A 24,250-nucleotide genomic window follows, 5' to 3' on the forward strand; every position below is an offset into this window, starting at 1 on the left:
TGACTCCTCGAGGATTCTTTAGACGGTTGACTCGAAGGATCACACGGTGGCCGCTCTACATCCGTGTACAACACGTAGCTGCAGGCGATCTCGGCCACCGAGTTACACCACCCTATGGGGCACTACTTTGTGTTGCGCTGCTTCCATTCCCACACCGCGAAGAGCACCTCGGTGGTGTATCCCAGGTCCATTCGACCACCGCCGACCGGCACCGTCGCATCTACGCCGATCCGTTGATCGGGTCGCCACCCGCCCGGTTTCGACGTAGGTGGCGCCGCCTCGATCTCAGTGCCGTCCGGGCGATGAAACGTGAACCGCTGCAACCCATGCGCGGTGATCGCAAACTCGCCCCGATGCAACGACCGATGACACGACCCACACAACAAGATCAGATTGTCCGGATCCGTCCGCCCACCCGCCGACCAGAACACCACATGATGGGCATGCAGATGACGCGTCCGACCACACCCCGGCACCTGACAACACCGATCCCGCACGAACAACGCCCGCACCAACGCCTTGTTCGGCGCCCGCTTCCGACGACCCACCCCCAACAACGCCAACTTCCCCGGCTGACCGGGAACCCGGCGGCTCACCACCTCCCGCGTCGACGCCCCACACCGGGCCTCGTCCACCTCAGCCTCCGACAACCCGGGTCCATCATCGAGATGAGCCGACTCCACCCCCTCACCCGCATGGATCAGGATCTCCGCACCCGGCGCAAGATCAGGCATCGAAATCCCGTCATGCACCATGTCGGCCATCGCCACCACCGCCGGCGCCACATTCGACGGCACCTGCCGCCACAGATCCCGACGCCGAGACGGAACCACCTCCGAATCCTCTGATTCTGAACCGGATTCAGTGTTCCGCGGAACACGCTCGACCGACGGCAGATCCGGGTCATCACACGTCCGGGTGCGTTCATATTCCGCCCGCACCGTCCCAGCAAGGAACCGCGCCCCATCCAACGGACTCAACCGCAGCGACACCGACAACGACCCGTCATCGTTCCACTTCCACCGGCCGGTCGACTCCACCGGTGGCCGGCTGTTCTCCTCGACGCCACGGTTGCGGTCGATCTGGGCCATCGCCCGCACCGCCCGATCCAACTGACTCGCCGTGCACGACAACGCCAGATTCACCAACTCCGCCTCACGCTCCGGTGTAGCTACCCGTGTCAACGCGCGGACCTTCGAATACGTCAGCCGACCTTCGCGAAACGCCGTGCGGATCACCGGCAATTCTCGTAGCGCCTTGGCGACCCTCAACTGCTCATGCGCCGTTCGCGGTGCTATGCCGGCCTTCCACGACAACCAGTGCGCCAGCGAGTGAATCCCCGGCCCCCGCCACGACTCCCGCTCATCCAATTCCGCCACCAGGTCAAGGAAGTTCGCTGTCAGCGCCGTGATCTGAGCGGCATAACCCAGCACCCGAGCCTCGAGCACCTCATCCGACAGCGACTCCGGATCCGCACCGTCGAACATCGACGACACATCTCCACCGGAACGAAAAGCACTGACCCGCACCGCAACCCCCAGAACCGAACGAGAAGTACAGCAACAAGGTATCGCCAGGCACCGACAGTCTTCGGGGCTCAACCCGAGGTCACGAGTGTTCCGCGGAACACTCGCGAGTCACCACATCAACCCCGCCGCCACCGTCGCACCCAGCTCCCAATACGCGTCGGGAACGAGAGCCTGCCCGCTGAGCGGTTCGCCGGTGCTCACCAGGCGGGCGTCGCCTTCGCGGGTCCATACGAGGAGGCCTACTTTCGTCACGGCGGTCCGCCGACCTCCGCTCTGCTGCGGCATCTTTGGCGTCCGGGGGCCGCCAAGACTAAGCGATGATGACCGCCGCCGGTGACACTCGGCCCGCAGACCTGCCGCGCCTCGTCGCCTCGTGCTGGGCCGCGATCACCTACCTCGCGAACCACCCGCAGATGAACGATACCGCGACCCAGGACGACGTCGATGCCGCGCTGCAGCTCCCCGCGACGACGAGGACGGGCGCGCCCACGCCCCCGCGGCGATCAGGTCTGGCAATGTGCCGGGGACATTCACCGTCACCCCCCGGCAGCGAGGCTGAGGGCTGGCGGGCGGGTGAGTTCATCCCGAGACGTCAGAGCAGCGAGGCATACTCACGCACATGACTGACACCTGGACCGACCGAGACCTGCCCGTATTACGCGCTGCGGTCAGAATTTACGATGAGACTGGTGACCCTGCACAGCCCAACGAACTCGCAAGGGCGTGCGGGTTAGATATTGACACGGTCCAGCGCGCCGTACGCGCTCTCGGTCGAGAACCATTCTTCGAGGTTGAAGAGGACAACGGCGGGGGCGTCTCGATCATGGGTCCGCCGACTGGTCACGCGCTTCGGGTTGCCGGTCAGTGGCCCTCACCGCAGACGCAGTTGGAGCGCCTGATTTCCGCGCTGGAAGCCGCCGCCGACGACGAGTCGCAGCCAGAAGAGCAGCGCAGTCGATTCCGTCAGGTTGCCTTAGCGCTGGGCGGGGCGGCGTCGCAGATCGCCATCGGCGCACTCGGCGGCGCGGGCGGAAACCTGCTGTCCTAGGCCCCATCCACGGCCCATGGGCGCGTTTGGACTAGGGCGCGCCAGAGGAGATCGCGGCTAGCTCGTCGGTACGCTCCTTGACGCGCATCTTCAAGTTCTCGCGGTAGAACTCGTAGCGCTGGTGGTCGCTCAGCGCGTCCGCAATCTCCTGGTCGGTAAAACCAGCGTGCGAGAGCAGGCACAGCCTTAACACCCAGATTGCCGACGACTCAGCGATCATCCAGTTGTAGACCTGCTCCTCGAACGGGCGTCCGGTGTTGTGGTGCGCCAGGTCGTTGCGAGCGTTCCTGATGACCTCGTCCCACTTCGCCACCGGCTCTGTAATCTCGGGGGCGATACGCTGCGCTGTCGCATGCAGATCACGCACGCGGTCGATGTAGGCCTTCTTTCCGCCGACGATGCGCTTGTGAATGCCCTCGATAAGTGAGCACGCCACTAGGCCCTGCACCTGCATGGCCTGTTTCTCAACGGGGTTCGCGACCGCGGCAGCGAGTCCGTCCATGGTCTGCTCAATCGCGAGCCACCCGGCGATGCGCTCCAGCGTCACAGACGTTGGTGGAAGGAGGTCACGAGGGCTAGGCCACGAAGTCTTACTAGGGTCCTGGTCTCGGGTCTTTACGTCGAGCCAGTCGCTCTGTCCGGTCTCGCGGACCTGCACGTATAGCGGTGTGAGGTCGACAGCGACGGCCAACTTCATCAGCGTCATCACCGATCGGACTGCGCGGTCCGCTGAGCGCAGCCTGAGCGTGAACGATGGCCGGAACTCCAACCACACCAGCTCGTCGTCGCCGCGTTCACACAGCAGCTCGCCCGCGTCGCTCGTCGCTGACCCGGCGTCGGGTAGCTGCTCCCACCAACCCGGGCTGTCGAGAGTGAAGCGCACGGCGTCAAGCGTCGCGGCGTGGCCAGTCGGCAAGTGCGCCCCAACGATCAAGGTGTACGGGTCCCAGACCTGCTGCAGTGGCGGCGTCTCGAAGTCGAACAGATTTTTCGGGAGATGCTGCAGATACGAGTCGATACCCGTGACGGGACCGGTCTCCGTGTCTCCGAGCAGCACGCGCGGCACGCCGTCCTGGACGATGCTTGCTGGGTCAGCACGGTGGCTGATCCGCAACTCCCCCGTTTCGGTGATTTCCGCTGGTTCGTTCAACTCGTCGATGACGCGGTGCTTCAGCTTGAGCCGAGCCCGCGCACCTGACTCCCATGTCAGGGTCCCTGGGACACGTCTCGCTTCGTTGCCGGACGACCAGAACTCACCCGTTGTCTCCAGTGATTCCACACGGTAACCGTAGTTAAGCAGACCTGACAGGACGAGCATCTTCGGCGATGATTCGTCCGACTGAGCGTCCGCCACGGAGCGGCCGCTAGTGGTTCTTGACTCCGTCAATCCCTGCTTGCAATTGGTGGGCAAAGTCGAGGAGGACAGGCGCGGTGTCGAGGTGAAAATCCTGCGCCTACGGATTGCCCGCGCCTAGAACGACATACGCCCACGCTCACCGCGTTCATCGATTACCTGCCGCCAGAACTCACTCTCGGCCTTATTCTGCGCCCAGTCCGAGGGGTCAATCGGCGCAGCTAGGTAAGACCTTAACCGTTCTTTGAGTTTTGGGGTCTGCTTGGTCGGACGAACCACTTCGTCGAAAGTGAATTGGTGCCATACACTTTGGCGGAGCCCCCGGGGGTCACCTCCCAGCCTGCGGCCCGCGGGGAGCCGCCAGCTCCGACTAAGACCGACGTCAAGGGCAATGTGTCGACGGAGACCGGCGACCGCCCCGCCCCCCGCACCGCTTCGATACCAAAGAGATCAGGCGAGTGGTTCGTGAATCGCGGGTCTGTCCTAGGCCTGCGCCCACTTCCCACTGTCTGGACCACCGCGGGTCCTCCTCTTTGGTGGTGGAACAGCAGCTCGACCCGCAGCCGCGTACCGGACACCCGGTAAACGGTGAACTGCCAGTCAAACTACCGAGGGTGATGTAGACGCTCGTAATCGACACGCTAAGCGCAGCAATGGCCGCTCCCCGCGCGTCACCCCTCCATCAACCCCGCTGCCACCGTCGCACCCAACTCCCAGCACGCTTCGCGGTCGTCCTTGCTCGGCGAACCGGAGACGATGACGTACTCGGCGGCCTTGGTCCAGCCGAGGCCGGAGGTGATCGAATCGACCGCTCGCACAGCCCCTTCGGTGCCCTGGTTGCCGTGCATGTACAGCCCGAACGGCCGACCCTGGGTCGAGTCGAGGATCTGGTAGTAGCTCACGTCGAAGGCGTGTTTCAGTGCGCCGCTGATGTATCCGAGGTTGGCGGGCGTGCCGAGGAGATAGCCGTCGGCGTCGAGGAAGTCGGAGGCGGTGACGGCGAGCGCCGCGCGTCGGATCACCTCGACGCCTTCGATCTCGGGGTCGGTCGCACCGGACACGACGGCCTCGAACATCTCCTGGCATGCCGGTGACGGGGTGTGGTGGATGATGAGCAGCCGGCTCATCGGACTACTGCTCCCGGCCGTGGTACTGGGCGACAGCCCGTTTCATCATCGAACGGGCACGGGTGCGGTCGCCGGCGTAGTCGTAGGCGCGGGCGATGCGGTAGGTGTTGCGCCAGTCGCTCGGGTCGGCCTCCCACTCGGCCTTCACCTGGGCGAAGAGCTCGTCGGCCGCGTCGCGCTCCATCCGGCCCGATGCGCGGTGCGGCAGGTTCGAGATGTCGAGTTCACGCCCCTCGTCGGCCATGATGGCGGCGAGTTTCTGGTGCTCGAGGCCCGCCCGCAGCGTCGCGTAGACCAGCCACGCCCCGATCAGCGGCAGCGCGATCACGCCCAGACCGAGACCGATCCCGGCGGCCGACCCGGAGGCGATCAGCTGGAAGCCACGCCATCCGAGCAGGACGAAGTACACGATGAGCGCCACGACGAGGAATGCGATCATCCAGACGATCGGACGAGAGTCCTTCTTGCGCGGGCCGAGTCGGGGTGCGCCGCCCTCGGTGTCCTCGTCGTGGGCCGGTTCGTTCGGCGGGCCGGAGGAGGTCATCGTCAGAGGTCCATCAGTTCTTCGAGCCCGATCGTGAGTCCGGGGCGGCCGGCGATGCTGCGCACGCCCAGGAGCACTCCGGGGGCGAACGACGCCCGGTCGAGCGAGTCGTGCCGAATGGTGAGCGTCTCGCCTTCGGTGCCGAGCAGCACCTCCTGATGGGCAACGAGTCCCGCGAGCCGCACCGAGTGGACGCGCACGTCGTCGACGACCGCGCCGCGGGCGCCGTCGAGTTCTTCGGTCGTGGCATCAGGACTGCGTCCGACACCGGCCTCGGCTCGCGCGCGCCCGATCAGCGCTGCCGTCCGATAGGCGGTTCCCGACGGCGCGTCGGCCTTGTGCGGGTGGTGCAACTCGATGACCTCGACCGAGTCGTAGTACTTGGCGGCCTGGGCCGCGAAACGCATGGACAGCACCGCGCCGATCGCGAAGTTGGGTGCGATGAGGACGCCGACACCGGGGTTCTCCGACAACCAGCCGCGGACGGTGTCGAGGCGTTCCTCGGTGAATCCGGTGGTCCCGACGACGGCGTGTATTCCGTTGCCGATGAGGAACTTCAGGTTGTCCATCACCACATCGGGGTGGGTGAAGTCGACGACGACCTGGGTCTCGGTGTCGGTGAAGAACTCCGGCGAGTCGCCTTTGTCGACGCCCACGGTGTAGGTGAGGTCGTCGGCGTTCTCGACCGCGGCGACGATCGCCTGCCCGACCTTGCCCTGGCTGCCCAGGACGCCCACCTTGATCCCGCTCATGTCCACCTCTTCGTGTCGTGTCCTGCCGGCCGAGTCGCTGCGGGCCAGTCTAGTGGCGTCTCTCCTCAGAAGATCGGGGCACCGCCGCGGCGGTGTTCGAACACCAGCGACGTGGTGGTTCCGGCGACCTCCGGCCGGCCGTTGAGTCGTTCGACGAACTGGCGCAGCGCCTCGGTGTCGGCGGCGGCGACATGCAGCAGGTAGTCGTCGGTGCCGGCGAGGAAGAACACGTCGATCACCTCGTCGTGGGTGGCGATCTCGCCGACGAAGCGCCGGATCTGACCGCGCGCGTCGGACTGCAGACTGACGGCGACCATGGCACGCAGCGGGCGCCCCAGCGCCGCTGGGTCCACGTCGGCGAAGAAGCCGCGGATGATGCCGAGGTCGACGAGCCGACGCAGTCGGCCGTGGCAGGTCGACGCGGCGATGCCGACGCGCTGCGCCAGTTCGCTGTTCGGCATCCGCGCATCGGACTGCAGCAGGCGGAGCAGCTCCCGGTCCGTCGCGTCGAGTTCACCGGCCCGAACATCCTTCGGTGTAGTGGCCATCGCGCCCTCCGTCCTCACACGATCGTCGGCAGACCGAGCTGCACGAGAATATTCTTCCGCACGATTGTGTCATGGCCGATGTTCCTTCACGCTGAAAACCAGTTCATCGAGGAACGTTCAGGAGACCACAACCCGACGGAGTCATCATGCGCATCGGCATCCCCACCGAGATCAAGAATCACGAATACCGCGTGGCCATCACCCCCGCCGGCGTCGCCGAACTCCACCAGCGCGGCCACGACGTGATCGTCCAGGCCGGCGCGGGCGAGGGATCGGCCATTGCCGACAACGACTTCAAGGCCGCCGGTGCACAGATCCTGGGAACCGCCGCCGCGGTCTGGGAGCAGGCCGAACTACTGCTGAAGGTGAAGGAACCGATCGCCTCGGAGTTCGCGCTGATGCGTCGGGATCAGGCGCTGTTCACCTATCTGCACCTGGCCGCCGGCAGGGCGTGCACCGACGGGTTGCTGGCGTCGGGCATCACCTCCATCGCCTACGAGATGGTCCGGACCGCCGACGGCGCACTCCCGTTGCTGGCCCCGATGAGCGAGGTCGCCGGACGCCTCGCACCGCAGGTGGGTGCCTATCATCTGATGCGTTCGGCGGGCGGCCGGGGCGTACTCATGGGCGGCGTGCCGGGAACCGAACCCGCCGACGTGGTCGTCCTCGGCGGTGGCGTCAGCGGCGTGAACGCGGCGCAGATCGCGCTCGGCATGGGCGCCCAGGTCACCGTCTTCGACATCGACATCGCCAAACTCCGCTCGATCGACGCCCGCTTCGGCGGCCGCGTCCACACCCGGTACAGCACGGCCCTGGCAGTCGAGGAGGCGGTCGTCGGTGCCGACCTGGTGATCGGGGCCGTCCTCGTGCCGGGCGCCAAGGCACCGGTCCTCGTCTCGAACAGCACGGTCGCTCAGATGAAGCCGGGCGCGGTGCTCGTCGACGTCGCGATCGACCAGGGCGGCTGCTTCGAGGACTCTCGACCCACCACCCACGACGACCCGACCTTCGCCGTCCACGACACCGTCTTCTACTGCGTCGCCAACATGCCCGGCAACGTCGCGCGTACGTCGACACAGGCGCTCACCGGTGCGACCCTCCCCTACGTCCTCCGGCTGGCCGAATCGGGACCGGAGCAGGCGTGCGCAACCGACCCGGCACTCGCCTCGGGACTGAGCACGCGGCACGGTCAACTGTTCACCGCCGAGGTCGGCGCCGCACTCGACCTGGACGTGTCGCCGAACCCCTTCGCGCACAACTGATCAGAACGTCAGCGTGGTGGTTCCGCGGCGTCGGCCCCGCCAGCCGTAGCGACGCTCGGTCATCGATCCGTGGCCGTCGTACCCGACGAGCAGCAGGGTCGATGCCCGGGTGCCGTACCCGGGGATGTTGATGAACATCGGCGACAACGCCGCCTCGGCCTCGGGTCCGACGCCGGTGTCGGGCAGACGCGCCGGGTCGGGCCGATCCTGGTCGGCCAGCATGGCGAAGTAGGACTCGTCCGGAGACCCAGCCGACCCGCCGCCGTCTGCCTCGACCAGCCCACTCAACGCCGCCGCACCGTCGACGACCTTCGGCCAGTCGTTGTCCAGGGCCCCGTTCGAGAGACCGTGCACGCCGTCGGCGACCCGCTCGGCGCGTGGCTCCGGCCAGTTGGTCATCCACCACAGCTCGTCCCGATCGGCGATGAGCAGATTCACCGGATCGTACGCGGCCGCATCGTCGAGGACCCGGTGGGCGTACACCTTCGGGTCGTCGTCGCCGATCAGATAGTCCACGGGAAGTTGTCCGCGCGAACGGATTCCGGCCCGTCGAGCCGGCCCGACACGGACGTTGGTGACCATGGCCACCCGGTCGGGGATCTCGGCCGCGACAGCCATCCACGTACCGCCGGCGACGGCGTCGCGACCGCCGAGGATCGGCAGGTCGTCCCAGTGCGACAGCGCGAAGGTGCGGCGACGGTGCTGCTCATCCCGATTGGCGGCCACGATCAGCCGCTGAGTGGGGTGTGCGTTCCACGCAAAAAGGATCAGGCACATCGGGTTTCAGGTCACCTGCTCGGGTCCGGGAAGAAGTCGGCTCATGGTCGACATGCGGCGCTGCACTCCGGCGATCTCGCGCACCGCCTGCCCGAGCAGGCTGCGGTCCAGCGGGGACAACTGCCTGACATCGAACCGATCGCCGGGCGGATCACCGTTGTCGAACTGTGCGACCTGATATCGCAGCCGAACGCGCTGCAGCACATCGAAGACCTCGATGAGCGTCGACGCCTGATCGCTCGGCAGCATCTCGCTGCCGGACGCCGCGCGCAGACGGCCGCGGGTGTCGACGTCGGTCGAACCCACACTGACCGCGGCCCACCGCGCGATGTTGACGAGCGGTGTCACCGCATGCCCCTTGATGTCGACGATGTTGCCCCGGCCGGTCAACACATCCCGCCGGGACCGCAACCGGGCACGCGTCGAAAGGGTTTCGGCCAGCAGCAGATTCATCGTCCGCGGGTCGCGCCGCAACCCGGTTATCATCGCGACCGCGGGCGTCGCCGACACCGCGTCCCGCCCACGGACCGGCCGGCCGTCGAGCATCAGCGATGTGAAGATCATGCCCTTGCCGGCGAGCGGATCATCGATCCACGCACGCGCCGCCGTCTGCCACTGCGTGTGGGTCCGCGCGAACAGCGGCTTCGACGCGACGGCGCCGTTGTCGTCGACCCGCAGTCCCGCGTTCCGCACCACCTCGTCGACCTCACCGAAGGCCGCCCGATAGCGTTCGATCTCGCCGCCGACCGAATCGTCGAAGGAGACAGCCGAATCCACGTCCGAGCTCAGCACCGGCTCCCGACGGGCGTTGCTGCCCAGCGACAACCAGGTGAACGCCGCGGGATCGAGTTCGGGGTGTGCGGTCAGGACGACATCAAGCGCGCGACCGACGACCGCGTCGACGATCATGGAAGCCGCGCGCGAGATCTCGTACGGCGGTCGGTCCCGGCGAACCTGGTCGGCCACGAACTGCGGCAGCCTGCGCGCATGCCCCTGCAGCTCCTCGACGTCGATCGAACGTCGGATCTGTTCGCGCAGCGGGATGCCCGCACCGACGGGGTCGGCGACGAAATCCCCCGCCCCGACGACACCGATCACCTCGCCGTCGGCGCCACGGACGGGGACGATCGCCAGATCGCGGTCGACGAGCTCGGTCAGCACGTCCATCGACGCCGCACCGGCATCGACGACGAACGCCGGTTCCGTGACGATCTCCCCGACCGAGGTGTCGACCCTGCGCCCGGCGGCGACCACCTCGGCCCGGATGTCGGAGTCGGTGAGCACGCCGTACCGGCGGCCCGACAGCGGGATCACGACATAGTCCTGGCCGCGCTCGGTCATCAGTGCGGCCGCCTGACGGACGGTCATGTCGACCCTGCCGATCACCGGTTCGGTGCGGAGTAGTTCCGCGACCGTGCTCGCCGCAGAGATCCCGCCGGCGTCCCGACGCCGCGCCACCGTCAGCCGCGGCTTCTCGTCACCGGCCATGTCTGCAGAGTCTAGGCGGGCCCGGGGTCTCCGAAGACCGTCGGCCGGTCGAATGATTCGGAGTCCGGCCGGCACACCGCGAGGCCCGGGTTCGGCTCGAAGGGAGCAGACACCCTCTCGGAGCAAAGGACCCCCGATGATCAAGCCTCACGTCGCCGCCGCGACCACACTGCTGGCCGCTCTGGCCGTGGCAATGGGCACGACCGCCCCCGCAGCCGCCATCACGCCCGAATACGCCGACACACTCACCGCCGGCCAGGGCATCCTGATCGGCGACGGCCTGTGTTCCATCGGCTTCTTCGGGACCAACGCCGACGGTGATCGCCTCGCCGTCACGGCCGGGCACTGCGCCGAGGGCGTCGGCGACGAGGTCACCACCACCGACGGCGAGACGATCGGTGAGGTCGTGGACTGGCAGGACGACGGCGGCACCCCCGACGGGTCGATCACGCTCGCCGATCCCCGCGGTTACACCGTCATCGCGATCGAGGACGACTGGGAGGTGGACCCCGTCTTCGCGACGGCGGCCGACCCCGAGGTCGGCGAACCGGTCGCCAAGACCGGCGAACGCACCGGGACGACCGTCGGCACCGTGACCGCCCTGCTGCATCAGGACGCCGCGCCCGAGCATCGTCTCGTCAACGCCGAACTCGTCGTCCTCGGCGGGGATTCGGGTTCACCGTGGTACCAGGAGACCCGTGGCGGACGGTATGTCCTCGTCGGGATCTCCTCGAGCGGCAACTTCGGCACGCAGAACCCCGACCAGGCGATCTCGACGGCCCAGACCATCGAAGGCCTCTACGAGCAGATCGCCGGATCCGGGTCGGCCTGGACCGACGGCTTCGAGATCAGCTTCGACACCGCCGACCGATCCTGACGCCGGCTTCCAGACGACACCGGGGCCCGCCGTCCGCAATGGACGGCGGGCCCCGGTGGGTCGTACTCAGATCAGGCGTCGGCCTTCACCGCGTCATCCTTGACCGCGTCGGGGGCGGATGCGTCGGCCTTGTCGGCGTCGTCGTCGACCGGGACGAGGCTGATCTTGCCGCGCTCGTCGATGTCGGCGATCTCGACGCGGAGCTTGGAGCCCACGTTGACCACGTCCTCGACCTTGTTGATGCGCTTGCCCTTGCCGAGCTTCGAGATGTGCACGAGGCCGTCGCGACCCGGGAGCAGCGACACGAAGGCGCCGAACGCGGTGGTCTTGACGACGGTGCCCAGGAAGCGCTCCCCGACCTTGGGCAGCTGCGGGTTGGCGATCGCGTTGATGCGGTCGATCGCCGCCTGCGCGGACGGACCGTCGGCCGCGCCGACGAACACGGTGCCGTCGTCCTCGATGGAGACGTTGGCGCCGGTCTCCTCGGTGATGCCGTTGATCGTCTTGCCCTTCGGGCCGATCAGCTCGCCGATCTTGTCCATCGGGATCTTGATGGTGGTGATCCGCGGCGCGAACGGGCTCATCTCGTCGGGCTCGTCGATGGCCTCGGCCATGACGTCGAGGATGGTCAGTCGGGCGTCCTTGGCCTGGCTGAGCGCACCCGCGAGCACCTGCGACGGGATGCCGTCGAGCTTGGTGTCGAGCTGCAGGGCGGTCACGAAGTCCTTGGTGCCCGCGACCTTGAAGTCCATGTCGCCGAAGGCATCCTCGGCGCCGAGGATGTCGGTCAGTGCGACATAGCGGGTTTCGCCGTCGACGGTGTCGGAGACGAGGCCCATGGCGATACCGGCGACCGGGGCGCGCAGCGGCACACCGGCATTCAGCAGCGACATGGTCGACGCACAGACCGAGCCCATCGAGGTCGAACCGTTGGAGCTCAGTGCCTCGGACACCTGGCGGATCGCGTACGGGAAGTCCTCGACGCTCGGCAGCACCGGCATCAGGGCACGCTCGGCGAGCGCACCGTGGCCGATCTCGCGACGCTTGGGCGATCCGACGCGACCGGTCTCACCGGTCGAATACGGCGGGAAGTTGTAGTGGTGCATGTACCGCTTGGACGTCTCGGGTCCGAGCGAGTCGATCTGCTGCGCCATCTTGACCATGTCGAGTGTGGTGACACCCATGATCTGGGTCTCGCCGCGCTCGAACAGCGCACTGCCGTGGGCGCGCGGGATGATCGCGACCTCGGCCGAGAGGGCACGGATGTCGGTGATGCCGCGGCCGTCGATGCGGAAGTGGTCGGTCAGGATGCGCTGCCGGACGAGCTTCTTGGTCAGCGACCGGTAGGCCCCGCCGATCTCCTTCTCGCGGCCCGCGAACTGCTCGCCGAGCTGCTCGAGGACGTCGGCCTTGAGCTCGTCGGTCTTGTCGTCGCGCTCCTGCTTGCCGGCGATCGTCAGGATCTCCGACAGGCGATCGGTGGCGGCAGCCGCCACGGCGTCGTAGGCATCCGACTGGTATGCCGGATACAGCGGGAACTCGGCGGTCTCCTTGGCCGCGGCGGCGGCCAGGGACTTCTGCGCCTCGCAGAGGCGGGCGATGAACGGCTTGGCGGCTTCGAGGCCCTCGGCGACGATCGCCTCGGTCGGTGCCTGCGCGCCGCCGGCGATGAGGTCGATGACGTTGTCGGTGGCCTCGGCCTCGACCATCATGATCGCGACGTCGGCGCTGTCACCGGAGCCGGCGACGATGCGGCCCGCGACGACCATGTCGAACACGGCGCCCTCGAGCTGCTCGACGGTCGGGAACGCGACCCACTGGCCGGCCTTGTTCTCCTCGGTCGGGATGAGCGCGACGCGCACGCCGCCGACCGGACCGGAGAACGGGAGACCCGCGAGCTGGGTGGAGGCGGACGCGGCGTTGATCGCGACGACGTCGTAGAGGTCGTTCGGGTTCAGCGAGAGGACGGTCACGACGACCTGGATCTCGTTGCGGAGACCGTCGACGAACGACGGACGCAGCGGACGGTCGATGAGACGGCAGGTCAGGATCGCGTCGGTCGAGGGGCGGCCCTCGCGACGGAAGAACGATCCGGGGATGCGGCCGGCGGCGTACATCCGTTCCTCGACGTCCACGGTCAGCGGGAAGAAGTCGAAGTGCTCCTTCGGGTGCTTCGACGCCGCGGTGGTCGAGAGCAGCATGTTCTCGTCGTCGAGGTAGGCGGTCACCGAACCGGCGGCCTGCAGCGCGAGGCGTCCGGTCTCGAACCGGATCGTGCGGGTGCCGAAGCTCCCGTTGTCGATGACGGCGGTCGCCTCGGTGATCGCGTCGTCGTAGTCGTCTCCGAAGTCTTCGGTGGTGTTCACATCTGTCATGTGGGGTGGAATCCCTTCGTAGCGGCTGCCGGTGGCGGCCGTCTGACGCGGCCACGAGAAGGTGGCCGCTTGTGCGGTTGGGGGTGGCCTTCGCGGAGGTGCGCAGCACGAACTCACGTGTGACGTCGAGCGGGCTCGCACAGGAGCGCACGCGCGGATCGGACCTACCCAGAACGCGCCGAGAATGTGCGGCAGCACGGTGAATGGCGCAGCGTGTCTGCGCCGGCTGAGTGCTCAGACGGCCTTCGATCGAAGCGGCCGGAATCCTGCGCGCCCGAGGGTTGCCCGGGCGAGGGTTCCGGCGGCCACTACCGAGGACCGATCTGGCTGGTCGTTCCGCACTGCCTCGAGTTCCGGCACGATCCGTCTGTCAGCGTATCACCGCCGACTGTCGATACCTCAATACGACAACCCCCGATACGACAAACCGGCCGCCCCCGTTTCGGGGGCGGCCGGTGGAAGTCGGGAGATCAGCGACGCAGGCCGAGACGCTCGATGAGCGAACGGTAGCGGTTGATGTCGACCTTGGCGACGTACTTCAGCAGACGACGGCGACGGCCGACCAGCAGCAGCAGACCGCGGCGGCTGTGGTGATCGTGCTTGTGCTGCTTCAGGTGCTCGGTGAGGTCGGTGATGCGCTTGGTCAGCATCGCGACCTGGGCCTCGGGCGAGCCGGTGTCGGTCTCGTGCAGACCGTACTCGGCGAGGATTTCCTTCTTCTGCTCGACAGTCAAAGCCATGGAGATACTCCTGTTTCTCAGTACCGCGTCCGAAACAACCACGGTGCGCCACCGCGGACTGCAGCAACACCGACTGATCAGGCTACCGCCCGGGTGGCACCCGGCCCAAATCCACCGGGCTCAGCCCTCGGCCGCCGCCAGGATCTCGCGCGTCTTCGTCACGTCGTCGCCCATGGCGGTGATCAGGTCGTCGACCCCGTCGAACTGTTCCATCCCGCGGATGCGGTGCACGAAGTCGACGGCGACGTGCTGCCCGTAGAGGTCGGCGCTCTTGTCCAGGACGAACGCCTCGACCGTTCGGGTGCGGCCGGAGAAGGTGGGGTTGGTGCCGACCGACACCGCGGCCTGGTAGCGCTCCCCCGGTTCGACCTCGCCGACGACCGGGCCCGCGCCCAGGATCGTGAACCAGGCGGCGTAGACGCCGTCGGCGGGAATCGCGGCGTACATCGGCGGGGCCACATTGGCCGTCGGGTACCCGAGGTCGCGGCCTCTGCCGTCGCCGCGCACCACCACACCCTCGACCCGATGCGGGCGGCCGAGCGCCTCGGTCGCGCGGTCGACGTCACCGGCCGCGACGCACGAGCGGATGTAGGTCGACGAGAAGGTCACCGCATGTTCACCGAACAGCGAGACCGATTCCACCGAGAAGCCGAACTTCCCACCGAGTTCGGCGAGCCTGGCCACGTCGCCGGCCGCCTTGCGTCCGAACGTGAAGTTGTCGCCGACGACCACGACGGCCGCGTGCAACGTCTCCACGAGGATGTCGTGGGCGAAGTCCTTGGGCGACCGGGAGGCGAGTTCGGGCGTGAACGGCATGACGCAGAAGACGTCGATGCCGAGCTCCTCGGCCAGCTCGGCGCGCCGTGTCAGCGTCGTCAGTTGCGGCGGATGGGATCCCGGGCGGACCACCTCGGACGGGTGCGGGTCGAACGTCATCAGCACCGCCGGGACGCCGTGCTCCTTCGCCGCCTTCGTGGCGGCGTTGATGAGCTCGGCATGTCCCCGGTGAACACCGTCGAAGACACCTATGGTGACCACGCACCGTCCCCAGTCCGCGGGGATGTCGTCCAGACCTCGCCAACGCAACACGCGACCAGACTACGGGCACCCGGTGTTCCAAACCACCACCGCCACTCGCGTTTGCGGTGGGGTTAAGCTCTTGGTCATGCCTCGGGGAACGGATCGTCCGGTGACAGAACTGTCACAGGTGACCCAGGACTATCTGAAAGTGATCTGGACCAGCCAGGAGTGGGAAGACGTCAAGGTCACCACCAAGCTGCTGGCTCAATCCCTCGGCGTGTCCGCATCGACCGCGTCGGAGGCGATCCGCAAACTCGCCGACCAGGGCTTCGTCTCGCACGAACCGTACGGCGCGGTCACCCTCACCGCCGCGGGCCGGTCCGCGGCCGTCCTGATGGTGCGCCGCCACCGGCTGATCGAGACCTTCCTGGTGCGCGAGCTGGGCTACCGCTGGGACGAGGTCCACGACGAGGCGGAGATCCTCGAACATGCGGTGTCCGACCGGCTGATGGCCCGGCTCGATGCGAAACTCGGTTTCCCCGACCGGGATCCGCACGGTGATCCGATTCCCGCACTCGACGGGTCGATCCCCGCACCGGACGCGGCACTCCTGGCCGACCTGGAGGTCGGGGCGTCGGGCGCCATCGCCCGGATCTCCGACACCGATCCCGAGATGCTGCGCTACTTCGACCAGGTGGGCGTCGCCCTCGACTGTGTGGTGACCGTCGCCGAGAAGCGCCCGTTCGCGGGCACGATCTCGGTGTCGCTCGACGACGGCGACCCCATCGACCTCGGCGACATCGCCGCGCGCGCCATCTTCGTCGTGCCGCGCGGCTGAACCGTTTCTTCGGCAGGGCGCGTCAGCGCAGGGTCGCCGGCCGCACCACCATCACCGAACTCGCGCGGCGACCCTTTTCCTGGATCAGCGCGATCGCCTGTTCCCGCGGATCGACGACGACATAGATCTCCTTGCGGCCGATCGGCTCCAGCCATCGACCCTGACTGATCGACTCGGCCTCGTCGTCGTCGATGTCGCGGCGCGGGAACGAGATCTTGACCGCCTCGTCGATGTCGAGGCTGACGCGGGGCTCGTCGCGGACGTCGTCGAGTGTCCGCGCATGGTCGAGGGTGAACGGACCGACCGCCGTCCGCCGGAGTTCGGTCAGGTGCCCGCCGACCCCGAGCGCGGCGCCGAGATCGCGCGCCAGTGACCGGATGTACGTGCCCGACGAACAGTCAACGGCCACATCGAGATCGACGAACGCCGCGTCGCGCCGGGCGTCGAGCAGCTCGAAGCGGGACACGGTGACCGGGCGCGGCGCGAGGTCGAAGTCGGCTCCCGTCCGCACCAGTGCGTGCGCTCGCCGGCCGTCGACCTTGATCGCGCTGACCTTCGCCGGGACCTGCTGGATGTCACCGGTGAGATCGGTCATTGCCGTGGTGATGTCGGCGTCGAGGACCCCGGATGCGTCTGCCGTGTCGAGGATCTCGCCCTCGCGGTCGTCGGTCGTGGTGGACGCGCCGAGTCGGATCGTCGCCGTGTACGACTTCGTCGTCAGCGACAGCAGTCCGAGAAGCTTTGTGGCCCGCTCGATCCCGACGACCAGGACCCCGGTGGCCATCGGGTCGAGGGTGCCGGCGTGCCCGACGCGGCGGGTGTTGAACATCTTCCGGCATCGGGAGACGACATCGTGGCTGGTCATCCCGGCCGGCTTGTCGACGACGAGCAGTCCGGCGTTCTCGATGGTTGCGTCGGCCACGTCAGGTCAGCGCGATCGTGGTGGTGATGATGCCGCGCTCGACCAGCCAACGTCCGGAGAACTCCAGCAGCGGCGGTCCCCCGTCGGCGGCGGCCGGGTCGATGAGGATGCGCGAGGTGAACGTCCCCGACGTCGGGGTGGACTGTTCGAAGGTGATGTGCGCGTCCTCGAAACCCAACCAGCGCTTGGCGACCGGGAACCAGGCCTTGTAGGTGGCCTCCTTCGCACAGAACAGCAGACGGTCCCAGTGCAGGTCACCCGACCGGGTCGCGAGCACCTCGCGCTCGGCGGGCAGGCTGGTGTGCTCGAGCACACCGTCGGGCAGGCTGTCGTGCGGCTCGGCGTCGATACCGAGGGAACGCACCGACATCGCGTAGGCGACCGTCGCGGCGCGATAACCGTCGCAGTGGGTGAGGCTGCCCACGATCCCGGCCGGCCACACGGGTGCCCCCTTGTCCCCCTTGAGGATCGGGACGGGCTCGTAACCCAGCTCCCCCAGCGCCTGCCGGGCGCAATGCCGAACGGTGGTGAACTCGCGACGACGCTTCTCCACCGCGCGCGAGATCAGGCTCTGCTCGGCCGGCAGCAGGACGAGATCCGGCGGATCGGCGAACGCCTCCGCCGAGGCGACGCCGGCCGGCAGGAGCTGTTCGATCATCGGTTGTCCTCTCGCGCTTGCCGTTCCGCTTGCCTCTCGGCCTGTCGTGTTCGTCGTTCCGCCTGCCGCTGCTCGACCCGCTGCCGGAACTCGGCGGCCCGTTCGGCGTAGTCGGGCGGCAGGTCGAACCGGACTCCGTGCTCGGGCAGATCGGACGCACCGAGCCCGTCTCCGGGAACGATGTTGCGCATCAATGGGTTCGGGAGTCCGCGGCGCTTCCACTCCCGCGGGTAGCCGACCGACACCTCCTCGAACCGGATGCCGTCGTACCAGGTGGTCCGGGGGATGTGCAGGTGCCCGTACACGCAGCACGCCGCGTTGAACTCGGTGTGCCAGTCCGCGGTCAGCTCGCTGCCGCACCACAGCGCGAACTCCGGATAGATGAGCGCGTCACACGGTTCGCGGCGCAGCGGCCAGTGGTTGATGAGGACCGTCTTCTCGGCGGGGTCGATGGCCTGCAGCCGACGCCGGGTGATCTCGATCCGCGCCCGACCCCAGGCGTCCCGGGTCGGGAACGGCTCGGACGACAGCAGGAACTCGTCGGTGGCCACCACATTGCGTTCCCGGGCGAGCGCGAGCGCGGTCAGTTTGTTGGCCGTGCCCTCCGGGCGGAAGGTGTAGTCGTACAGCAGGAACATCGGGACCACGCGGACGGGATCGGAGCCATCGCCCGGATCGAACAGCGGGTAAATGTCCTCCGGGGTCACCACGCCGATGTCGCGGCAGGCCTGGACGAGGTAGTCGTACCGCGCGACCCCGAACACCTGCAGCGGATCCTTCGCCGTCGTATACAGCTCGTGGTTGCCCGGGACCCACACGACGGTGGCGAACCGAGCCCGCAGACGACGCAGGGTGTCGACGATGTTGTCGGTGCGTTCGGCGACGTCACCGGCGACGATGAGCCAGTCGTCCGGCGAGGTCGGCCGGATGCTGTCGATGATGTGCTCGTTGCCCCGATGCGCGATGTGCAGATCGCTGATCGCCCACAGAGTAGCCACGAGGATCCATCGTGCCAGAGGATCGCGATCAGGCGCGGACCGCACCTGCCCGGCGCCATCGCCCCGAGCGGATCCGCCACACCACGGTGGCCAGACGCACGAGCATGAACACCACCAGGCCGGACCACACACCCGCGAGTCCCCAGTCGAACACGAGCGACAGCCAGATCAGCGGCAGGAACCCGATGAGGGCGCCGGCGAGGGTCGCGGTGCGCAGGAAGGCGGCGTCGCCGCTGCCGAGGAGCACGCCGTCGAGCGCGAAGACCACGCCGGCGATCGGCAACATGCCGACGAAGAACCACCAGGGCACCCCGACGGCGTCGAGGACGGCGGCGTCGGAGGTGAAGATACGCGGGATCAGCGTCGCACCGGCCGCGAAGAGGGCAGCCATCGCGGTGGCGGCGACGACGGACACCGCGGTGACGCGCCGGGCGACGGAATCGGCTGCGGAGAGTCGTCCCGCTCCCAGCGCCGCGCCCACCAGCGCCTGCGCGGCGATGGCCACCGAGTCGAGGAACAGGGCCATGAACTCCCACAGCTGCAGCACGAGCTGGTGCGCCGCCACCTGGGCGACCCCGAATCGCGCCGCGACCGCGGCTGCCGAGACGAAGCAGATCTGGAACGACAGACTCCGCACGACCAGATCCCGCGCCATGACCAGCTGCGCGCGGATGATCGACCAGTCGGGTGCGAAGGCGCGCGAACCGGGCCCGTGGCCGGCACCCACGGCGACCCGCCGTGCCTCGCGGACCACCCGCACGGCGAACAGCACGCCCGTCACACCCTGTCCGATCACGTTGGCCATCGCGCTGCCGTCGAGACCGAGACGCGGGAACGGGCCGACGCCGTGGACCAGTCCGACGACGAGGACCGCGGCGAGGGACAACCCGACCACGACGTAGACGACGGGACGACGGGTGTCCTGGACGCCGCGCATCCACCCGTTCCCGGCCATCGACAGCAGGATCAGCGGAACGCCGAACATCGCGATCCGCAGCCAGCCCGCCGCATCGTCGGCCACCGCGGCGGACTCCGGCGACGACGTCCCGACCAGCAGACGCATCACGACCGGGGCGCACGGGTAGGCGACGGCGACGATCAGGACGCCGACCGCCACCGCTATCCAGCTCGCCTGCACGCCTTCGACGACGGCGCCGGCCCGGTCACCGGAGCCGAAGCGACGCGCGGAGCGGGCGGTGGTGCCGTAGGACAGGAAGGTCAGCTGCGTACTGACGATCGAGAGCACCAGGGTGCCGACGCCGAGAGCGGCCAGTTGTTCGCCGCCGAGGCGTCCGACGACCGCCAGGTCCAGCAGGAGGTACAGCGGCGGCGCGATGAGGACGGCGAGAGCCGAGACGGTGAGGGTGGCGATGCGTGCCACGCCCGGGGTGTCCCCGGCATCCGGCTCCGACGCGAGGCTCAGAGCGACTCCAGCAACCTGGCGACCACCTCGTCGGCGGTACCGGTGTCGCTGTACCCGGAGGCCTGACGATGCCCGCCGCCGCCGTGCGCCCGGGCGATCGGTACGAGATCGACGATGTCCTTGGACCGCAGCGAGACCGTCCAGACACCCGGCTCGCCCTCCTTGAACACCGCTGCCACCTCGGCCTCGCGAGCGGTCCGGATGGTGTCCACGACGCTCTCGGACTCCTCCCAGCTCATCCCGGCCAGCGCCTGCTGGTCGACCACGGCGTACACCAGACCCTCACCGTCGCAGGCGGTGGGTACGAGCTGCGCCGACGCCAGGACACCCGACATCATCGAGAACCAGGCGAACGGATGGGAGTCGAACAGGATCCGGCTCCACTTCCGCGTGTCGACGCCGGTCTCCAGGAGCCGGGCCGCGACCCGGAACGACGCCGGACGGGCCCACCGGAACGAGCCGGTGTCGGTGCTGAGGCCGGCGTAGACGCAGGTGGCGATGTCGGCGTCGAGTTCGACGCCCAGGTCGTCGAGGACGTCGAGCACCAGCACGGCGGTGCAGTCGGCGGCCGGGTCCACCAGGTCGAGGTCGCCGAAACCGGGGTTCGACGCATGGTGGTCGATCACGATCGACGTCTGCGCCGCGGTGAACGTCTCACCGAGCGAATCCAGCCGCTCGAGGTTGGCGGCGTCGACCGCGACCACCAGCGGGTGCCCGATGACCTGCGCCGGAGCGCACAGCAACTTGCCGCCGGGCAGCCCGGCGAGCGAGGCCGGGAGCTGTTCGGTCCCCGGGTAGGAGACCTCGACGTCGACGCCCCGGCGATCGAGTGCCAGCCCCAGCGCCAGACCGCTGCCGATCGTGTCCGCATCGGGGCGGACATGACAGCAGATGGTCACCGCGGTCGCGGAGGCCAGCGTCGCGGCGATCGCCGCGCTCGACGAACTGCTCACTCGCGGGTACCGGTGGTGTCGTCGTCCGCCGAGCGGTACGGGTCGGACTCCCCCGCCGGCTTCGCCTCGGCAGCGCGGCGGGCGACGAGTTCGTCGTTCGCGCGGGCGCGGGCGACGAGCTCCTCCATCTGACGCGCGGCATCGGGAACCGTGTCGAGTACGAAGCGCAGGGTCGGGGTGAAGCGCACCCCGGTACCCGCACCGACCTTCGACCGCAGCACACCGGTCGCCTTCGCCAGACCCGCGGCCGCGGCCTCGAAGTCGGGTTCGGCGTCGATGGATTCACCCATCACGGTGTAGTAGATCGTCGCGTCGTGGAGATCGTTGGTCACCCGGGCATCGGTGACCGTCACATATGCCAGTCGCGGATCCTTGATCTCGTGCGCGATCGCCGACGCGACGATCGACGAGATCCGCTTGGCCAGGCGCTGAGCCCGTGCCGGATCTGCCATTCCAGGACTCCTTCCATAGCGCTGCGTGCGCGCCGACCGGAGACCGGTCGGCGCGCACCACAGCTGTCGAGATGTCGTACGAGGGTGGTCGTGGCCGCGATCAGTCGCGCGGCTTCTCCCGCAGCTCGTAGGTCTCGATCACGTCGTCCACCTTGATGTCCGAGTAGGTCAGCGTGAGACCACATTCGTAGCCTTCGCGAACCTCGGTGGCATCGTCCTTCTCACGCTTGAGCGACGACACGGTGAGGTTCTCGGCGACCACCACGTTGTCGCGCAGCAGGCGGGCCTTGGCGTTACGCCGCATGATGCCCGACTGCACGAGGCAACCGGCGATGTTGCCGACCTTCGACGACTTGAAGATCGCGCGGATCTCGGCGCGGCCGAGCTCCACCTCTTCGTAGATCGGCTTGAGCATGCCCTTGAGCGCGCTCTCGATCTCGTCGATGGCCTGGTAGATCACCGAGTAGTACCGGATGTCGACGCCCTCGCGGTTGGCCAGCTCGGTGGCCTTGCCCTCCGCCCGGACGTTGAAGCCGATGATGATCGCATCCGAGGCCGCGGCCAGGTTGACGTTGGTCTCGGTGACGCCACCGACACCGCGGTCGATGATCCGCAGCGAGACCTCGTCGCCCATCTCGATGTTCAGCAGGGCCTCTTCGAGGGCCTCGACCGTACCCGAGTTGTCACCCTTGAGGATGAGGTTGAGTTGGCTGGTCTCCTTGAGAGCCGAATCCAGGTCTTCCAGGCTGATCCGCTTGCGACTGCGTGCCGCCAGCGCGTTGCGCTTGCGCGCGTTGCGCCGGTCGGCGATCTGCCGGGCGATGCGGTCCTCCTCGACCACGAGCAGGTTGTCGCCTGCGCCGGGGACCGAGGTGAAGCCGATGACCTGGACCGGACGCGACGGCAGCGCCTCGGGGACGTCGTCGCCGTGTTCGTCGACCATGCGTCGGACACGTCCGTAGGCGTCGCCGGCGACGATCGAGTCGCCGACCTTCAGCGTGCCGCGCTGGACCAGCACGGTCGCCACCGGGCCGCGGCCGCGGTCGAGGTGCGCCTCGATGGCGACACCCTGGGCGTCCATGTCCGGGTTCGCACGCAGGTCCAGCGACGCGTCCGCGGTGAGCAGGACGGCCTCGAGCAGCGCGTCGATGTTCTCGCCCTGCTTGGCCGAGATGTCGACGAACATGGCGTCGCCGCCGTACTCCTCGGGGACCAGACCGTATTCGGTCAGCTGCCCGCGGATCTTCTGCGGGTCGGCGCCTTCCTTGTCGATCTTGTTCACCGCGACCACGATCGGCACGTCGGCCGCCTGGGCGTGGTTGACCGCCTCCACCGTCTGCGGCATGACGCCGTCGTCGGCCGCGACCACGAGGATCGCGATGTCGGTCGCCTTGGCGCCGCGGGCACGCATGGCGGTGAACGCCTCGTGACCCGGGGTGTCGATGAAGGTGATCAGGCGATCCTCACCGTTGAGGTGGGTGTTCACCTGGTAGGCACCGATGTGCTGCGTGATGCCGCCGGCCTCGCCCTCCCGGACGTTGGCCTTACGGATCGTGTCGAGCAGTCGGGTCTTACCGTGATCGACGTGGCCCATGACGGTGACCACCGGCGGACGCTGTTCGAGGTCTTCCTCGCCGCCCTCGTCCTCGCCGTAGGTGAGGTCGAAGCTGTCGAGCAGCTCGCGGTCCTCGTCCTCGGGGCTGACCACCTGGACGCGGTAGTTCATCTCCGAGCCGAGCAGCTCGAGCGTCTCGTCGTTGACCGACTCGGTCGCCGTCACCATCTCGCCGAGGTTGAACAGCGCCTGGACCAGCGAAGCCGGGTTGGCGTCGATCTTGTCGGCGAAGTCGGACAGCGACGCACCGCGGGCGAGACGGATGATCTCGCCGTTGCCGCGCGGCAGCCGGACGCCACCGACGGCCGGTGCCTGCATGTTCTCGTACTCGGCGCGTTTCGCCCGCTTCGACTTGCGACCACGGCGCGGTGCACCACCGGGACGACCGAAGGCGCCTGCTGCGCCGCCGCGTCCACGGCCGCCACCGCCACCGCCGCCGGGACGTCCGCGGAAACCGCCACCGGGAGGTCCTCCCGGTGCACCGGCTCCGCCGCCGCCGCGGTAACCACCGCCGCCGCCGGGGCCACCACGGCCTCCGCCGGCACCGCCGCGACCACCCGGACGGGCGTCAGGACGGGCCGCACGCGACGGCATGGCGCCGGGACTCGGACGCGGGGGCATGTTGCCGGGATTGGGACGGGGACCGCCCTGGCCGGGAGCGGGACGACCGCCACCGGGACGCGGACCACCCTGGCCGGCGGCGCCGGGACGGCCACCGCCGGGACGCGGACCGCCCTGACCCGGTCCGGGACGGGCAGCCGGACGCGGCGCGGGCGCCGGTGCCGACGAATACGGGTTGTTGCCCACCCGCGGCGTACGCGGACCCGGCTTCGGGCCGGGACGCGGACCCGGGCTCGACGTGGGGGCAGACGGTGCTGCCGACGCGGCCGGGGCCTGCGGCGCCGGTGCCGCGGGAGCGGGACGTGGGCTGGGACGTTCCGCCGCGGGGG

General features: G+C 68.3%; 23 protein-coding genes. 4 read left to right on the forward strand and 19 right to left on the reverse strand.

Annotated elements, in window-relative coordinates:
- Positions 1-122: 122 nt before the first annotated feature.
- Both JW364_RS22000 and JW364_RS22005 read right to left on the reverse strand, forming a co-directional pair.
- Complete coding sequence (locus JW364_RS22000) at positions 123-1,487, reverse strand: HNH endonuclease signature motif containing protein (RefSeq protein ID WP_205334362.1); 1,365 nt, start codon at positions 1,485-1,487, stop codon at positions 123-125.
- Positions 1,488-1,637: 150 nt separating this feature from the next.
- Complete coding sequence (locus JW364_RS22005; RefSeq protein WP_165629182.1) at positions 1,638-1,781, reverse strand: hypothetical protein; 144 nt, start codon at positions 1,779-1,781, stop codon at positions 1,638-1,640.
- 367 nt (positions 1,782-2,148) lie between these two features.
- Between JW364_RS22005 and JW364_RS22010 the strand changes: the two genes are divergently transcribed.
- A complete protein-coding gene (locus JW364_RS22010; protein ID WP_165630181.1) occupies positions 2,149-2,577 on the forward strand; it encodes a hypothetical protein in 429 nt (142 codons plus the stop codon).
- Positions 2,578-2,608: 31 nt separating this feature from the next.
- On the opposite strand, the gene JW364_RS22015 is transcribed toward JW364_RS22010, so the two are convergent.
- From JW364_RS22015 to JW364_RS22035, 5 genes are all read right to left on the reverse strand, one after another.
- Positions 2,609-3,856, reverse strand: coding sequence for a HEPN domain-containing protein (locus JW364_RS22015; protein WP_165630182.1), 1,248 nt, complete (start codon positions 3,854-3,856; stop codon positions 2,609-2,611).
- 746 nt (positions 3,857-4,602) lie between these two features.
- Entirely contained in the window at positions 4,603-5,058 is a 456-nt protein-coding gene (locus JW364_RS22020; RefSeq protein ID WP_165630183.1) for a flavodoxin family protein, read from the reverse strand.
- 4 nt (positions 5,059-5,062) lie between these two features.
- A complete protein-coding gene (locus tag JW364_RS22025; protein ID WP_137810841.1) occupies positions 5,063-5,602 on the reverse strand; it encodes a hypothetical protein in 540 nt (179 codons plus the stop codon).
- Positions 5,603-5,604: 2 nt separating this feature from the next.
- A complete protein-coding gene (gene dapB / locus JW364_RS22030) occupies positions 5,605-6,354 on the reverse strand; it encodes a 4-hydroxy-tetrahydrodipicolinate reductase (protein WP_137810840.1) in 750 nt (249 codons plus the stop codon).
- Positions 6,355-6,419: 65 nt separating this feature from the next.
- Positions 6,420-6,902, reverse strand: coding sequence for an Lrp/AsnC family transcriptional regulator (locus tag JW364_RS22035; RefSeq protein WP_058250145.1), 483 nt, complete (start codon positions 6,900-6,902; stop codon positions 6,420-6,422).
- A gap of 146 nt (positions 6,903-7,048) precedes the next feature.
- On the opposite strand from JW364_RS22035, the gene ald reads away from it, so the two are divergent.
- Positions 7,049-8,164 carry an alanine dehydrogenase gene (gene ald, locus JW364_RS22040; protein WP_165630184.1) on the forward strand — a complete coding sequence of 372 codons (1,116 nt, stop codon included), beginning with the start codon at positions 7,049-7,051 and terminating at the stop codon, positions 8,162-8,164.
- On the opposite strand, the gene JW364_RS22045 is transcribed toward ald, so the two are convergent.
- Both JW364_RS22045 and JW364_RS22050 read right to left on the reverse strand, forming a co-directional pair.
- Positions 8,165-8,941, reverse strand: coding sequence for an NRDE family protein (locus tag JW364_RS22045; protein WP_165630185.1), 777 nt, complete (start codon positions 8,939-8,941; stop codon positions 8,165-8,167).
- A 6-nt stretch (positions 8,942-8,947) separates the two neighbouring features.
- Positions 8,948-10,429 carry a putative nucleotidyltransferase substrate binding domain-containing protein gene (locus JW364_RS22050; RefSeq protein WP_165630186.1) on the reverse strand — a complete coding sequence of 494 codons (1,482 nt, stop codon included), beginning with the start codon at positions 10,427-10,429 and terminating at the stop codon, positions 8,948-8,950.
- Between the two features lie 136 nt (positions 10,430-10,565).
- Between JW364_RS22050 and JW364_RS22055 the strand changes: the two genes are divergently transcribed.
- Positions 10,566-11,306 (forward strand): hypothetical protein, encoded by a 741-nt coding sequence (locus JW364_RS22055; RefSeq protein ID WP_058250141.1) that lies wholly within the window; start codon positions 10,566-10,568, stop codon positions 11,304-11,306.
- A gap of 71 nt (positions 11,307-11,377) precedes the next feature.
- On the opposite strand, the gene JW364_RS22060 is transcribed toward JW364_RS22055, so the two are convergent.
- From JW364_RS22060 to JW364_RS22070, 3 genes are all read right to left on the reverse strand, one after another.
- Positions 11,378-13,681 carry a polyribonucleotide nucleotidyltransferase gene (locus JW364_RS22060; protein WP_165630187.1) on the reverse strand — a complete coding sequence of 768 codons (2,304 nt, stop codon included), beginning with the start codon at positions 13,679-13,681 and terminating at the stop codon, positions 11,378-11,380.
- Positions 13,682-14,151: 470 nt separating this feature from the next.
- Positions 14,152-14,421, reverse strand: coding sequence for a 30S ribosomal protein S15 (rpsO, locus tag JW364_RS22065; RefSeq protein WP_004021887.1), 270 nt, complete (start codon positions 14,419-14,421; stop codon positions 14,152-14,154).
- Between the two features lie 120 nt (positions 14,422-14,541).
- Positions 14,542-15,510, reverse strand: coding sequence for a bifunctional riboflavin kinase/FAD synthetase (locus tag JW364_RS22070; RefSeq protein ID WP_165630188.1), 969 nt, complete (start codon positions 15,508-15,510; stop codon positions 14,542-14,544).
- A gap of 100 nt (positions 15,511-15,610) precedes the next feature.
- On the opposite strand from JW364_RS22070, the gene JW364_RS22075 reads away from it, so the two are divergent.
- Positions 15,611-16,279, forward strand: coding sequence for a metal-dependent transcriptional regulator (locus tag JW364_RS22075; protein WP_078112279.1), 669 nt, complete (start codon positions 15,611-15,613; stop codon positions 16,277-16,279).
- A 22-nt stretch (positions 16,280-16,301) separates the two neighbouring features.
- On the opposite strand, the gene truB is transcribed toward JW364_RS22075, so the two are convergent.
- The 7 genes from truB to infB form a co-directional block, all read right to left on the reverse strand.
- Entirely contained in the window at positions 16,302-17,201 is a 900-nt protein-coding gene (gene truB / locus JW364_RS22080; RefSeq protein WP_165630189.1) for a tRNA pseudouridine(55) synthase TruB, read from the reverse strand.
- Position 17,202: 1 nt separating this feature from the next.
- Entirely contained in the window at positions 17,203-17,859 is a 657-nt protein-coding gene (locus tag JW364_RS22085; protein WP_058250136.1) for a 4'-phosphopantetheinyl transferase, read from the reverse strand.
- Complete coding sequence (locus JW364_RS22090) at positions 17,856-18,857, reverse strand: metallophosphoesterase (RefSeq protein ID WP_205334363.1); 1,002 nt, start codon at positions 18,855-18,857, stop codon at positions 17,856-17,858. Before JW364_RS22090 ends, JW364_RS22085 begins: the two co-directional genes overlap by 4 nt.
- Before the next feature lie 28 nt (positions 18,858-18,885).
- Positions 18,886-20,238, reverse strand: coding sequence for an MATE family efflux transporter (locus JW364_RS22095; protein WP_242696980.1), 1,353 nt, complete (start codon positions 20,236-20,238; stop codon positions 18,886-18,888).
- 38 nt (positions 20,239-20,276) lie between these two features.
- Complete coding sequence (locus tag JW364_RS22100; RefSeq protein WP_068969797.1) at positions 20,277-21,233, reverse strand: bifunctional oligoribonuclease/PAP phosphatase NrnA; 957 nt, start codon at positions 21,231-21,233, stop codon at positions 20,277-20,279.
- Positions 21,230-21,685 (reverse strand): 30S ribosome-binding factor RbfA, encoded by a 456-nt coding sequence (gene rbfA / locus JW364_RS22105; RefSeq protein WP_065628950.1) that lies wholly within the window; start codon positions 21,683-21,685, stop codon positions 21,230-21,232. The genes JW364_RS22100 and rbfA overlap by 4 nt, the downstream gene beginning before the upstream one ends.
- Before the next feature lie 100 nt (positions 21,686-21,785).
- Positions 21,786-24,250, reverse strand: a 2,465-nt coding sequence (gene infB, locus JW364_RS22110) for a translation initiation factor IF-2 (RefSeq protein WP_205334536.1), incomplete at its 5' end; no start/stop codon positions are given.

The sequence above is a fragment of the Gordonia sp. BP-119 genome (genome assembly GCF_016924115.1).
In the GTDB taxonomy this organism is placed as follows: Bacteria; Actinomycetota; Actinomycetes; order Mycobacteriales; family Mycobacteriaceae; genus Gordonia; species Gordonia hongkongensis.

Coding starts and splice junctions, on each gene's coding strand:
- JW364_RS22000 (WP_205334362.1), bottom strand. CDS start 1,487: ATGTTCGACGGTGCGGATCCGGAGTCGCTGTCGGATGAGGTGCTCGAG.
- JW364_RS22010 (WP_165630181.1), top strand. CDS start 2,149: ATGACTGACACCTGGACCGACCGAGACCTGCCCGTATTACGCGCTGCG.
- JW364_RS22020 (WP_165630183.1), bottom strand. CDS start 5,058: ATGAGCCGGCTGCTCATCATCCACCACACCCCGTCACCGGCATGCCAG.
- JW364_RS22025 (WP_137810841.1), bottom strand. CDS start 5,602: ATGACCTCCTCCGGCCCGCCGAACGAACCGGCCCACGACGAGGACACC.
- dapB (WP_137810840.1), bottom strand. CDS start 6,354: ATGAGCGGGATCAAGGTGGGCGTCCTGGGCAGCCAGGGCAAGGTCGGG.
- JW364_RS22035 (WP_058250145.1), bottom strand. CDS start 6,902: ATGGCCACTACACCGAAGGATGTTCGGGCCGGTGAACTCGACGCGACG.
- ald (WP_165630184.1), top strand. CDS start 7,049: ATGCGCATCGGCATCCCCACCGAGATCAAGAATCACGAATACCGCGTG.
- JW364_RS22045 (WP_165630185.1), bottom strand. CDS start 8,941: ATGTGCCTGATCCTTTTTGCGTGGAACGCACACCCCACTCAGCGGCTG.
- JW364_RS22050 (WP_165630186.1), bottom strand. CDS start 10,429: ATGGCCGGTGACGAGAAGCCGCGGCTGACGGTGGCGCGGCGTCGGGAC.
- JW364_RS22055 (WP_058250141.1), top strand. CDS start 10,566: ATGATCAAGCCTCACGTCGCCGCCGCGACCACACTGCTGGCCGCTCTG.
- JW364_RS22060 (WP_165630187.1), bottom strand. CDS start 13,681: ATGACAGATGTGAACACCACCGAAGACTTCGGAGACGACTACGACGAC.
- rpsO (WP_004021887.1), bottom strand. CDS start 14,421: ATGGCTTTGACTGTCGAGCAGAAGAAGGAAATCCTCGCCGAGTACGGT.
- JW364_RS22085 (WP_058250136.1), bottom strand. CDS start 17,859: ATGATCGAACAGCTCCTGCCGGCCGGCGTCGCCTCGGCGGAGGCGTTC.
- rbfA (WP_065628950.1), bottom strand. CDS start 21,685: ATGGCAGATCCGGCACGGGCTCAGCGCCTGGCCAAGCGGATCTCGTCG.